10 protein-coding genes are annotated in these 12,861 nt (G+C 64.6%); 3 read left to right on the top strand and 7 right to left on the bottom strand.

Going from position 1 to position 12,861, the window contains the following annotated elements; all coding sequences use genetic code 11:
* On the top strand, window positions 1-2,395 hold a 2,395-nt coding region (locus tag Uis4E_RS05445; RefSeq protein ID WP_207764551.1), incomplete at its 5' end, for an ATP-binding cassette domain-containing protein.
* Between the two features lie 617 nt (window positions 2,396-3,012).
* Here the strand turns inward: Uis4E_RS05445 and Uis4E_RS05450 are convergent.
* On the bottom strand, window positions 3,013-4,017 hold the full coding sequence (locus Uis4E_RS05450) for a hypothetical protein (RefSeq protein WP_243394360.1): 1,005 nt from the start codon (window positions 4,015-4,017) through the stop codon (window positions 3,013-3,015).
* Window positions 4,018-4,193: 176 nt separating this feature from the next.
* Here Uis4E_RS05450 and Uis4E_RS05455 point away from each other — a divergent pair, with 176 nt between their 5' ends.
* Both Uis4E_RS05455 and Uis4E_RS05460 read left to right on the top strand, forming a co-directional pair.
* The gene (locus tag Uis4E_RS05455; RefSeq protein WP_101622206.1) at window positions 4,194-4,808 is read left to right on the top strand and encodes a sugar O-acetyltransferase; all 615 of its coding nucleotides are present in this window, start codon (window positions 4,194-4,196) and stop codon (window positions 4,806-4,808) included.
* 233 nt (window positions 4,809-5,041) lie between these two features.
* Complete coding sequence (locus tag Uis4E_RS05460; protein WP_101622207.1) at window positions 5,042-5,893, top strand: hypothetical protein; 852 nt, start codon at window positions 5,042-5,044, stop codon at window positions 5,891-5,893.
* A 24-nt stretch (window positions 5,894-5,917) separates the two neighbouring features.
* On the opposite strand, the gene Uis4E_RS05465 is transcribed toward Uis4E_RS05460, so the two are convergent.
* From Uis4E_RS05465 to Uis4E_RS05490, 6 genes are all read right to left on the bottom strand, one after another.
* Entirely contained in the window at window positions 5,918-7,054 is a 1,137-nt protein-coding gene (locus Uis4E_RS05465) for an ATP-binding protein (protein ID WP_101622208.1), read from the bottom strand.
* Window positions 7,055-7,393: 339 nt separating this feature from the next.
* Window positions 7,394-8,521 (bottom strand): glycoside hydrolase family 172 protein, encoded by a 1,128-nt coding sequence (locus Uis4E_RS05470; protein WP_101622209.1) that lies wholly within the window; start codon window positions 8,519-8,521, stop codon window positions 7,394-7,396.
* A 133-nt stretch (window positions 8,522-8,654) separates the two neighbouring features.
* On the bottom strand, window positions 8,655-9,533 hold the full coding sequence (locus tag Uis4E_RS05475; protein WP_101622210.1) for a carbohydrate ABC transporter permease: 879 nt from the start codon (window positions 9,531-9,533) through the stop codon (window positions 8,655-8,657).
* A gap of 72 nt (window positions 9,534-9,605) precedes the next feature.
* Entirely contained in the window at window positions 9,606-10,547 is a 942-nt protein-coding gene (locus Uis4E_RS05480; protein WP_055426679.1) for a carbohydrate ABC transporter permease, read from the bottom strand.
* A gap of 191 nt (window positions 10,548-10,738) precedes the next feature.
* Window positions 10,739-12,043 carry an ABC transporter substrate-binding protein gene (locus tag Uis4E_RS05485; protein WP_101622211.1) on the bottom strand — a complete coding sequence of 435 codons (1,305 nt, stop codon included), beginning with the start codon at window positions 12,041-12,043 and terminating at the stop codon, window positions 10,739-10,741.
* 219 nt (window positions 12,044-12,262) lie between these two features.
* Window positions 12,263-12,861 (bottom strand): substrate-binding domain-containing protein (locus Uis4E_RS05490; protein WP_165784862.1); only part of this gene is annotated, 599 nt, incomplete at its 5' end.

The following is a 12,861-nucleotide window of genomic DNA, read 5'->3' on the forward strand; positions in this document are numbered from 1 at the left end:
ACCGGCCGCCCCCGCGCCGGTCTCCCAGCCGGCCCGCCCCGCGCAGCCCGTGCGACCGGCACCGCCCGCACGACCGGCACCGCCGCGCAACACCGCAGTCCCGCCGACGGCACCGTCCGCACCGGCGACCCCGGCGGCACCCGTTCCATCACAGCGCCAGCCGTTGCCGCCGCAACGCCCGGCGGCAACGGCGCGACCCGCGACACCCGCGACACCGGCCGCCCCCACACCGGCCGCTCCCGCGCAGTCCGCGCCCCGCGGCTCCGCGTTCCCCGGCATCGCGAAATCCCTGCCGACACCGCCCGCGCCCGGCAACCCGGCCGCGCCGACGTCGGGCGCGAACGTCTCCGAACCGTCCTCCCCGACCGGCCTCTACGGCACGGTGATGGCGGGCAGCACGCAGGCGCAACGACTCGAATCGCAGCTGAAACCGTCGCGCGTGCTCGGCGATTTCGACCCGAAACGCGACCAGACCGGCGTGATCGGCCGCATCTCCTCCTGCACGATCCGCGTGAACGACTTCCTCGTCTCCCGCAAGCACTGCGCGCTCGAGGCGACGCCGAACGGCATCCTCCTGACCGATCTCAACTCGGCGAACGGCACGTACGTGAACGGCCGCCGCGTCGCCAAGATCTGGCTGGAGGAAGGCGACGTGGTCACGGTCGGCAACACCGATCTGACCGTGCATGAGGGCGTGCTGCAGGACCGTGCGCCGCTCGGCGGCACCGACGCGGTCATCGCGGAGAACATCGGACTGACCGTCGGCAAGGGCGTGCGCCTGCTTGACGGCATCGACGCCGTGTTCGCGAAGGGCACACTCACCGCCGTGATCGGACCGTCCGGCGCCGGCAAGTCGACGTTCACGTCGATCGTCGCCGGGCTCAACTCCCCCACCGAAGGCCACGTGCTGTTCGACGGCTACGACGTGCACCAGAACATCGAACTGCTGCGCAGCCGTATCGGCTTCGTGCCGCAGGACGACGTCGTGCACCGCAAGCTCACCGTCGACGCGGCGCTTGAATACGCGGCGAAACTGCGCCTGCCCGGATCGTCGAAGGCGGAACGCGCCGAGATCATCGACAACGTGCTCGCCGAACTGGAGCTCACGGAACGCCGCCACAACCGCATCGACCGGCTGTCCGGCGGCCAGCGCAAGCGCGTGTCCACCGCGATCGAGCTGCTCACCGGACCGGAGCTGCTCATCCTCGACGAGCCGACGTCCGGCCTCGACCCGTCGCTCGACCAGACGGTGATGAAGATGCTGCGACAGCTCGCCGACGCGGGGCGCGTCGTGCTCGTCGTCACGCACTCGCTCACCTACGTGGAGAAGTACTGCGACAACGTGCTCATGCTCGCGCCCGGCGGCCATCCCGCGTTCTTCGGCACGCCGGCGGAGATGCGGCAGGCGTTCGGCGACAAGGATTGGGCGGACATCTTCAACGATGTGACCGAATCGCCGACGCAGGTGTATTCGATCCGCGACACGCATCAGCGCACGATCGAGGCGCGCAAGCAGGTCAAACAGCATACGAGCCATGAGAAACCGGCGAAGGTGTTCCGGTTGAAGCAGATGGCCACGCTGGTCACGCGTCAGCTGCATCTCATCGTCGCCGATCCGGGATTGCTGGTCTTCCTGCTGTTGCTGCCGCTGCTGCTCGGCCTGCTCTCGCTCGTCGTGCCCGGCTCGCACGGATTGGGCGAACCGGACTTCAAGGACGCGGCCACCGAGCCGAGCCAGCTGCTCGCGCTCGTGATCCTCGGCGCATGCTTCATGGGTTCGGCGCTGTCGGTGCGCGACATCGTCTCCGAACGCGCGATCTACGACCGCGAGCGCGCGGTGGGCCTGTCGCCGAGTTCGTACACCGCGTCGAAGCTCATCGTGATGGGGTTGCAGACGCTGCTGCAGGCGGCGATCCTCACGGCGGCGGTGAGCGTGGGCAAGCCGCGACCGGAAAGCGGCGTGATCACCGATTCGGGCGTGCCCGAGCTGGTGCTCGTGGTGTGGCTGACCGCGTGGGCGTCCGCGATGCTCGGCGAGGTGGGGTCCGCGCTGGTCAAGTCCGGCGAGCAGACGATGCCGCTGCTGGTGATCCTCGTGATGGCGCAGCTCGTGTTCTCCGGAGGCATGATCCCGGTGACCGACCGTGACGGGCTCGAGCAGGCGTCGATGATCTTCCCGGGGCGTTGGGGCTTCTCGGCCGCGGCCGCGGACATCGGACTCAACAAGCTGCTCTACGGGCCGACCAAGGTGCCGACCTTCAAGAAGGACGACCTGTGGAAGAACACGCCCGACCAGTTCTGGTTCGACATCGCCGTGCTCGTGGTGATGGTCGTCGTGTTCACGCTCGTGCTGCGCGTGTGCGTGAGCAACTTCGTCGCGAAACGACGGAAGTAGGGGAGTGTGGGTGGTTTCCGCATGCGGTGCGTGCAGAAACCACCGGTTGCGGGCTTGTATGCCTTTGTATGCCCTTGTATGCCTCGTTGCGGCGCACTCATTGAGAGAGACCATGTCCCATGGCCGGACCGTGCTGCGGGAGAACGCGTGATCGGTATGGGAGCGCATGTGTTCCCGTTACGATCACGCACGAAACCACCTGCAATACCGGGACGAAGCCCCTCCTATCGCATTCAACTGAGGAATCGCCGGTGCTGCTCGGGTCGGGCTCTGCGTCGGGCTCTGCGTCGGGCTCTGTGTCGGCGCCGCGCATTGTCGCACTCAACTACGGAATCGCTGCAACCCATATTGAGTGCGCGAAACCCCCTCTCCCTCATCTATCTTTGCCCCGATTTCGCGATTGAGGGAGAACACGATTCGTCCCTCAACCGCGGCGATACGTGAATCACCGTTGAGGGATACAGCCATCGATAATGAAATCGTTGGAAAATGGCGCATTTCGATGACGGACCGCTGCCGCCTGGTGTCAGACCAAAGGATCGCCCTCTCCCTCAATTCGAAAACTCGGTCTCGGGCACATTGAGGGAGAAGCCATCCTCCTCTCCTCTCATCTCATCTCAACGGACTTTGCGACGGGAATCCGCGAGCGCTTCGACCGGCGTCGCGACCGGACGGAACATGAAATCGGCCCCGCGCAGCATCAGATGCCTTGCCACGATGAACGCGAACTCCGCCCGGGAGGATTCCGTCCGGAGCGTATCGGCCGTAACAGTGACGACCGTCCAACCGTGGTTGCCCAGTTTGGTGCGTTTCTCCTGGTCGCGCCGCCATTGCGTCTTGTCCGTGCGATGATGATCACCGTCATATTCGACTGCAACACGGTATTCGGGCCAGGCCAGATCAAGCGTCATCGGCGAACCGGAACGGAAGAACGCATCGCGCACGGCATGATTCGTCGTCGGGAACGGTATCCCGTGACGGCATAGCGCGAGCCGGGTCGCCGTCTCCCATGGCGAGTCCACGTCCGGCATGACCAGCGCCGCGGCGCGGGCGCACGCCAGCTTGCCTTTGAACTTGGGCAGACCGGATACGAATCCGACGAGATCCTCGCGAATCGCGGTTCCGTCCCGACCTTTCGCCACGGCGGGACGATCGGCGGTGGCGGAGACGATGGAATCCCCGAGCGCGATCAACGATTCCAGCGGCAGGTGCACGGCGAGCTGGGCCCAGGTGTGACGGAGGTCCAACGCGTATACGTTTCCCGCGATGCACACGTTCTCGCCCTGGGGGAGCGCGCTCCACACGTGCGGGGACAATGCGCCGCGCGGATGATGCGCCGGGCGCCGGGCGATGCGGCGCGTCTTGCGACTGGACACGACATGCAGCGACGACATGTCGAGATCGCAATCCGCGGGCAGGGGAATGGATTGCAACGCCAGCGAGGTGACCATCCCGAACATCAACCGGCGCCCGGACGCCCGCACCTCCGCGGCGCACCGCGTGATGGTGTCGCGTCGCAGCTGGGCCAGCCCCTGCCGCATGGAGACCTGGGCCGCCGCGCCAGTGCGGGACCGAATGAAGTCATCCATGGCGGCCGCATCATCATCGATCGATCCGTTCATGCCCGCACCGTAACGTCGCCGCACACGGCGACGCAACCGGTACGGGCAATGTGTACAGAACTCCAGGGATATCCACAGGCGTAGCCGCCATCCGCCGATGTCATGCATGAACGTCAAGACCATATGAGACCGCATAGGATTGGAGAATCCGATGATTCCAACGAAGGAGCAACGCCATGACCGTTCCGCAACGAGTGCTTGATGTCATGCATTCCCCGGGCATCTACTTCTGTGACGACCCGGAGATGGAGGCCGCGCAGAAGGAGCAGCTCAACCTGCTTTACGACTTCAACGCCACGCGCCCCGGCGACCCGAAGCGTCGTGAAATCGGCGAGCGCTTATTCGCCGAATACGGCGAAGGCGTATACCTCGAACCGCCCGTGCACGCCAACTGGGGGTGCAGCACGCATTTCGGCGCGCACTCCTACGCGAACTTCAATCTCACGCTCGTGGACGACGGAGAGATCTTCATCGGCGAGTACACGATGATCGGCCCGAACGTCACGCTCGTGACCACCGGCCACCCGATCCGTCCCGACCTGCGCGAACGCGTCGCGCAGTTCTCGGAACCGATCCATATCGGCCGCAACGTGTGGATCGGCGCGAACGTGACGGTGCTGCCGGGAGTCACGATCGGCGACAACGCGGTCATCGGCGCGTGCAGTCTCGTCACGAAGGATGTGCCCGCGAACAGCGTGGCGGTCGGCGCTCCCGCCCGCGTCATCCGCGAAATCAACGAGCACGACCGTGAATACTACTGGCGGGACAGGCGCATTCCGGACGATATCTGAACGTCATACGCCGAGACACAACGTACCCGCGTTCATTGAATGTTCATGTGGGGGAGCGGTCGCACGCGTCATACGGTCGTACCGTGGAAACGGGACGCAACGGCGCGGCGCGGAAGCGCGGCGGCAATGGACGATGGTGAGGGATGCGGATGAACGGTTCACGCGACGAGGCGCAGATCCCCTTCGACCAAGGTCTTTCGAACGGGGAGTCTTGGGATGGCGCATCATCCGGTATGACCAGCGCGTATGCCGGCGACGACTCGGCCAATATCACGGATCCGACCGACACATCCGGCACCGGGGGAACGACTACGGCGACCACGACCACGATAGATACGGCGAAGCCGGGCCCGGAAGCCACACCCGCAACGGACGCCGCACCCGCCGAAACGACCGCGGCCCGCCACGCCGCCCCCAAGACACCGGGACCGTTCCAAATCGCACAGAACGACCCCGTCCCCATCCGCATCCTGAAGCGCATCGGATACGTCGTCTTTGCCGTCGTCAAGGGGATCGGCATCGCGTTGATGGCGATCCTGGGGTATCCGCTCGCGTTGATGGCGGTCATGCTTCCTTTCATGCTGCCGTTCATGATGTCGGACACCAACGGCAGTTACGACGCAAACGCGATGGACCTCCGGCTGGGTGTCGCGGTGCTGTATCTCGTCGCGGGGCTGATCGTCATCATCGTGACGATGGTCCGGCGGAGGCGCAACGGCACGTCGGGCAAGATCATCCTCGCCATGGCCCTCGCCGTGGTCGCGTTCGGCTATGGCGCGGTCAACACGGCTTCGTACGCGACGGCGATCATCGCGGGACCGAAGACGATGGCGGTGGACCGGCCGACGGTGACGCGCGAAACGAAATCGAGCGATGACGGCGATTATCAGGTGTGCGCGTGGAGGTTCACGCAGGATCTGTCGTTCGACGCGGGATCATGCGAGGACGACGGCAGCGTCAGCGCGAACAACCGCATCGCGCAGGACCTGCTGCGCACGCATTCCGACCACGTGGTGCTGCGTTACTACGACACGATCTCAGGCCCCATCTACGTGGGTCTCGAGGACGACCCGAACTATTCGTGACGAAGCGGCCCGTACGCCGAAACGTCAGCGCGAGGCGAGATATTCGCCGAGATGCGGCACGGCGAATTCGACCGTCCCATGCCCTGCCGGGCGAATGAGCCGGTCCTTGATGAGGATCGCACGGTACTTACCCACCCAACTCCGGCTGCGGCGCGCCCGCTGCGCAATGTCGGCGACCCGCGTGGGACCGGGGGAATCCTGGGCCATGGCGGTCAGGAACAGTCGTTCCGCGCCGGTGGCGCCGTCCAACGCGGGAGCGCATACGGCATCATCGAAGGCAAGCAGCGCATCCCGCAAGCCCGTCTCCACATCCTGCGAAGTGATGGAGTCGGAGCCACGACGCTCCGCGGATTGCCACATGTAGTAGCCGATCAGCTGCACCATGTATGGGTAGCCGTCGGACTGGCGCGCGGCTTGAAGGGCCTCTTCCTCGCCGATGGTTTTGCCGGAATCGGCGATCGTCTCCAAAAACGCGTTCTTCACGTCCACGATGGGGACGTTGTCCAACTCACGCCGTAGCGCACGCCGAAGGAATGTGGTCACTTCGTTGTCCAGCAGTTCATTGACCATGTACGGCAATCCGGCGAAGACTATCGCCACGCCCTTTTTGTCGATGTCGGCGACATCGCTTTCGTCGGCGTCGGCGATGACATGCTGCACCGCCGTCGCAATGGCGACCACATCCTCATGCGAGGCCGCCTGGGTTTCATCGATGGTGATGAGGATGCCCTTCCCCTTGCCGATCTTCCTGCTGCCAAGCCGGGCGTTGATGGCGTTGCGCAGCGTCAGCGGATTGACCGCGGCCGAAAGATGCGCCTGTCCCAGGCTTGCGGCGGCAACCCCCGGTATGCCGATGGACGGGCTGATGGTCGCCTGGTCGATACGCATGCCGGACGGGGAAAGGGCCTGCACCAACCGTGACACCAACCCCTCGGACGCGGTCTCACCTATGGTTTCCCAATGTTGCGACTTGGCGATGCGACGAAATTCGGTGAGCATCACGGTCTTGCCGAAACCACGCTGACCGGTGATCAACATGATGCGGCCCGGCGCGCCCACGCCATTCGTCAACGCTTCCGAGAAATCATCGATGACGGACTGCCGTCCGATAAGAATCGGCGGCATCTTCCCGGCCGTGGGTTTGAACGGATTGACCGACATGACCCCTCCTTCGTCAATGACATGACGTCGGCATGCCGCCGATCAACAGTACGGGTGCATCGTCGACAGTTGCGCTACCGCATACCGATGTACACGAATATATACCAATGTACACGAATGTATACCATTGTGCACCATTGCGCACTGTTGCGCACTGTTGCGCACTGTCAAGCTCCCGAACAACCAAATGTTCGATTATCCGCAATCGCGGAGGCGCATGCCGGCGCCCCGGATCCCGGCACATCCACAACAAAACATTGCGGCCCGTGCGCCGTCATGTTTCACGTGAAACGCGACGGCACACGGGCCGCAATGGAGGAGGAAAGGAAGGGAAAGACGTCACCGCGGGCGGCGGAACTTGCGGTCGCCGACGGACGGGAACGGCTGGTGCGGCTCGGACTGGTACCAGTAGGCGACGGTCGCCACGTCGTCCTGACGCTCGAAGTTGCCGCCTTCCTCGGTGCCGATCTGCTGCCAGGTGACGCGCAGGTTCTTCTCGAAGTACATCGGATCGGGCAGGTGCCAGCGGTACAGGCCGCGCGTCACCGGCGTGGCGGTGTCCCAGTAGCGGCTCTCGCGCCCGGCGAGGTTCTGCGAGTAGAACGGGAACCCGAGGTACGGGCCGGTGAACGTCTTCTCGTACATGCGGCCGTTCTCGTCGAAGTCGGCGAAGCTCCATGCGCCGCCGAAGTAGTCCTCGGCGCCGGTGCTGCACCACGTGGGGTATTCGCCGTCGTCGTCGATGTAGAACTTGAACTCGCCCTCGCCCCACCAGCGGCTTTCCAGCGCGGTGAGCGCCAGGTACGTGCCGATGTACGTGCCGTGGCCCTCGACGCCGTCGAGCACGACGTAGTCGCGGCCGAGCTCGGTGACGCGTTCGCGGCGCCACTGCGCGTGGAAGCGCATCGCGTCGGCGGGCAGTTCGTCGTATTCGGTGTAGTCGATCTGGTAGAAGAACGCGGGCACGTCCTCGTTGTGGTCGCTGCGCAGCACGATGCGCGCATGCTCGAACGGCATCGCGAAGTAGCAGTTGAAGCCGCGGTTCGGGTTCACCATGATCGGGATCGAGTTGATGTCGCACGACTGCGCGTGGCCGCAGCAGAAGAAGTCGCCGATCGGGCACTGCACGGAAGGCGTCTCCTCGCCGTCCCAGTAGAACTCGAGGATGAGATTGCGCAGCACGTCCGGCCCGGTGGGGGAGGTCCTGTCGGTCACGGTCATCCAGATGTGGCGGATGACGCCCGGACCGTCGACGTCCATCAGCGTGACGGATTCGCCGGCCTTGACCGTGCGGATGCACGGGCTGCCCTTGCGCGAGGGGCCAAGGGCGCTGGCGGCCATCGCGGCGCGCCCCTTGCCGCCGTTCGGGTTCTCGGCGTTGATGCAGCGGGTGCGGCCCTGGGACCGCAGGGTCACGGCGTCGAGGGCGCCCTGCCCGTATCCGAGATTCGCGTTTGCGTTGAACATGGTGGTTCACTTCCTTCCGTGGGATGCCATGGCCCGTTCCGTGCGCCGCGTCGCGCGTATTCCCAGGCAGATCGCGGAACGGGCCGTGGCGTGTGTGTTGGATTGTGTGCGGATGATGCCTTGCTTCGATGCCTTACTTCACGGCGCCGGCGGTGATGCCCTGGGAGAGCTTGCGCTGGAAGATGATGAAGAAGATGATGGTCGGCACGATGCTGAGCAGCGAGGCGGACGCCAGGGTGGTGGCCTCCATCGTGTGCTGGCCCTGCAGGGTGGCGAGCGCCAGCGGGATGGTTTGCACGTCGTCGCCCATGAGGAACGCCATCGGGATCATGTACTCGTTCCAGGTCCACACGAAGAAGAACACGAACAGCACGCTGATGGTCGGCCAGGAGATCGGCAGCACGACCTTGCGCAGCACCTGCCAGCGGGAGGCGCCGTCGATGGCGGCGGCCTCGAGGATGGCCTGCGGGAACGTGCCGTACACGCTGGAGAGCAGGTAGGTGCCGTACGCGCTCTGGATGATCGTGAAGATGATGATGATCGCGAGCTTGGTGTTGTACAGGCCGGCGGCCTTGAACATCGTGTACAGCGGGTAGAGGAGCGCCTCCTGCGGCATCATGTTGGCGAGCATGATGGCGAGCACGATCCACGTGTTGCCCTTGACCTTGCCGATGCCCAGCGCGAAGGAGTTGAGCACGGAGAGCACGACGGCGGCGACGGCCACCACGAGCGAGATGATCAGGGAGTTCATGAACTTCAGCGGGAACTTGGTCGTGGTCCAGAAGGAGACGATGCCTTCCATCGTGAAGGTCTTCGGCAGGCTCAGCGGGCCGGTGGCGTTGTAGTCGGCCTGCGTCTTGAATGCGTTGACGGTGAGCACCAGCAGCGGGAACAGCACGACCAATGCGGCGACGACGAGCAGGACGAGTGTCACCCAATCCCCTGCGGAGCGTACGTGCTGCGTTTTGTGCGATGCCCTCTTCGCCGCGGCGGCGGTCATTGATTGCGTCATGGTTCAGCCCTCGGTTTCAGTCGTTTCGATGATTGCGATGCGATGGTTTCGGTCGATGCGCGGGTGTCGCGGTCAGACCAGGTTCTTCTCGACGCGCTTCTGGATGATGGTGAACACCACGGAGAAGACGATGATCACGGCGGTCAGCGCGGTGGAGATGGCGGCGCCGTAGCCGACCTGCTGCACCTGGAAGAACTGGTTGTACGAGTAGTAGGACGGAACGGTGGTCGCGGTGCCGGGGCCGCCCTTGGTGAGCAGGTAGACCGGGGCGAAGGTCTTCAGCGCGCCGATGGTGGCGGTGAGGATGACCACGAGCAGTTCGGGGATGATGGACGGCAGGGTGACGACGCGGAACTTCTGCCACCAGTTGGCGCCGTCGAGGCTGGCGGCCTCGTACAGCTCCGGGTCGACGCGCTGCAGGCCGGACATGAAGATGACGATCGGGTAGCCGAGCTGGATCCATACGAGGATGAACATGAGCACGGGCAGGGCGCTGTCGGGGCTGCCGAGCCAGTTGTGGGTCAGCGAGCCGAGGCCGATCTGTTCGAGGAGCGCGTTGACGGCGCCGTCCTCGGGGCGGAAGATCCAGCCCATGATGATCGCGGCGACGGCGACCGGCAGCAGCTGCGGCAGGTAGAACAGGGCGCGCAGGAAGGACGCGGTCTTGCCGCCGAACTTCTTCTGGATGACGTCGGTGAGCAGGGAGGAGATGAACAGGCCGAGGATGGTCGGGATGACCACGATGGCCACGATGATCCAGAACGAGTTGAGGAAGGAGATCCAGAACGTGGAGTCCTTGAAGAGGCGCTGCCAGTTCTGCAATCCGATGAAGCGGACCGGGCCGACGCCGCGCCAGCGGGTGAAGCTCAGGTAGATGTTCCAGACGAACGGGACGATGACGATGATGGTCAGGCCCAGGATGCCCGGGATGAGGTAGGGCACGAATCGCGAGGATTTGTTGCCGGGAAGTCGCGACAGCGATTCGTGATGAGCATGCTTGCGGTTGCCTGCCATTGCTCTCTACTCCTTATGTGCGATGACGATGTGCGGTCGATGCGATGCGCGATGTCTTGCGGATGCGATGGATGAGGTGATGAAGTATGGAGGGAAGCGGCGGGGTGCGGGAAGGGGCGCACGCACCCCGCCACGGATGGTTGCGAGGGGAGGGGCGGGCCGATCGCGATGGGGTCGGCGCCCGGCCGGGATCAGTTGGCGAAGCCCATCTCCTCGACGCCGGAGTCGTACTTGGAGTGGATGTCCTTGAGCACGGCGGAGGAGTCCTTGGTGCCGTTCACGAGCTCCTGGAAGGAGGCCGGGACGGCGTCGGTGAGGCTGGAGGCGGCGTAGTCGGGGTAGTAGCTGAGCTTGTTCTTGCTCGCGTAGGAGTCGTACTCCTCGATCATGGCCTTGCTCTTCTCGTCGGTGATCTTGTCGGGGTCGGCGGCGACGGGGATGCCGCCGGCGTTGCCGAGGAAGTTCTGGACGTCATCGGAGAGCACGTAGTTGATGAACTTGGCGGCGAGGTCCTTGTGCTTGGAGCGCTCGGGGATGACCAGCAGGTTGCCGGCGCAGCCGACGGCGTACTCGGAGTCGGGCATGACGGCGGCGGTCCAGTCGAAGTTCTTGATCTGCTTGGCGAAGCGGCCCTGGTTCCAGGTGCCGGTCTGGTAGATCGGGTACTCGCCCTTGATGAACGCCTGGGTGGTGTCCTCGGCCTTCATGCCGGTCGCGTTCTTGGAGATGAAGCCCTTGTCGAGCCAGTCGCTGATGGTGCTGGTGGCGCCGGTGAGGGTCTTGGAGTTCCAGTTCACGTCGCCCTTGTACAGGTGCCAGGCGTCCATGAACTTGGCGTCGGCGTTCTTGGAGACCAGCTGCCACCACAGCCACATCACGCCGTACTCCTGGGCGTCGGCGGCGATCGGGGTCACGCCGGCGTCGACGAACTTCTGGCAGGCGTCGACGAACTCGTCGTAGGTGGTCGGGATCTCGATGCCGTACTTGGCGAACAGGTCCTTGTTGTAGTAGACGCGCTGGAACTCGGCGTAGCTGGACATGCCGTACCAGGTGTCGCCGCCCATGATGCCGTTCTCGTCGTACTTGGCGGTGGTGGCGTTGGAGCCGACGACCTTCTTGTCCCAGCCGTACTGGTCGACGTAGTCGCCGAGGTCGGTGAGCAGGCCCATGGTGGACAGCACGCCGGCGGAGCCGTTGCCGCGGTTGGATTCCATGAGGTCCGGGGCTTCGTCGGAGTTGAGGAACTGGCTGCCGTTCTGCGCGATCTGGGTGAAGGACTTGCGCTCGAACTTGATGGTGACGCCGGTCTCCTTCTTGAACATTTCGGCGGCCTTCTTCCAAGCCTGGGTCTGGCCGGCGTCCTCCTCCTCGTAGTACCAGAAGGACAGGCTGTCCGGGGTGCCCTCGTCCTGCGCGGTGTCGCTGCCGCACGCCGCCAGCGCGGTCACGGACATGGCCGCCACGGCCAGTGCTGCGAGGCCTCGTTTGATGTTCATGGGATTCTCCTTTTCCTTGGTTATTGCTTGCGCAACAGCTGCTTCATCTCTTGTCGAATCGTTTCGATTAGAGGGACGGACACCGGGTTCCTTTCATATCCGGCATCGTGGTGGCCGGCCTTGCGGCCGGGGCGGCCATCGCTGGCATCGAATCGTTTCGATTACCGTGATGGGGAAAACGCGGCATGTTCCTTCATCGGCGTCACACCACGCTTTCCGTCAGGGAAGTCTTCGAATGGGGGGGGGGACGTCAAGTCCCGCCTCATCGGTCGGGTCCACCGCATGGACCGAGCCATGCTCCTGGACCTGCGGGAGCACGAACTCGCCGGCGTCGGCGATGTCGACGCCGCCCTCGACGGCGGACACCAGCAGCCCGACGGCCTTGGAGCACAGCAGCCTCGGCATCAGGGGGATCTCGGTGACCGGTCGGACCACCAGGTCGTTCTCGAAGAACGTGCCCACCGACAGCACGGAGATGTCGGAGGGGATGTCCAGCCCGCGCTCGACCAGCTCCTGCATCACCATGTTGAGCACGGTGGCGCCGGCCTGGTTGACGATCGCGGTGGGACGGGGGTTCATGGCCATGAGCTCGCGGACGAACGCGGCGGCGTCAAAACGGCCGGCCTCGTTCTTCCCGGACTCGACGACCCGCATGCCGAGCTCGGCGGCGCGGTCCAGCATGCGCTGACGCAGCGTCACCACATAGCCGGAGCCTCGCGCGTAGTCGCGCTCGTTGTCGCGCAGCAGCGCCACGGTGCGGTGGCCGCGCTCATGGAGGTAGTCCATCGCCATCGTGGCGGCGGCATCGAAATCGACGT

This window comes from Bifidobacterium parmae (assembly GCF_002860365.1).
Classification (GTDB): Bacteria; Actinomycetota; Actinomycetes; order Actinomycetales; family Bifidobacteriaceae; genus Bifidobacterium; species Bifidobacterium parmae.

Excerpts from the sequence above, each read along its gene's own strand:
- Uis4E_RS05450 (WP_243394360.1), bottom strand. The coding sequence starts at position 4,017 with ATGAACGGATCGATCGATGATGATGCGGCCGCCATGGATGACTTCATT.
- Uis4E_RS05455 (WP_101622206.1), top strand. The coding sequence starts at position 4,194 with ATGACCGTTCCGCAACGAGTGCTTGATGTCATGCATTCCCCGGGCATC.
- Uis4E_RS05460 (WP_101622207.1), top strand. The coding sequence starts at position 5,042 with ATGACCAGCGCGTATGCCGGCGACGACTCGGCCAATATCACGGATCCG.
- Uis4E_RS05465 (WP_101622208.1), bottom strand. The coding sequence starts at position 7,054 with ATGTCGGTCAATCCGTTCAAACCCACGGCCGGGAAGATGCCGCCGATT.
- Uis4E_RS05470 (WP_101622209.1), bottom strand. The coding sequence starts at position 8,521 with ATGTTCAACGCAAACGCGAATCTCGGATACGGGCAGGGCGCCCTCGAC.
- Uis4E_RS05475 (WP_101622210.1), bottom strand. The coding sequence starts at position 9,533 with ATGACGCAATCAATGACCGCCGCCGCGGCGAAGAGGGCATCGCACAAA.
- Uis4E_RS05480 (WP_055426679.1), bottom strand. The coding sequence starts at position 10,547 with ATGGCAGGCAACCGCAAGCATGCTCATCACGAATCGCTGTCGCGACTT.
- Uis4E_RS05485 (WP_101622211.1), bottom strand. The coding sequence starts at position 12,043 with ATGAACATCAAACGAGGCCTCGCAGCACTGGCCGTGGCGGCCATGTCC.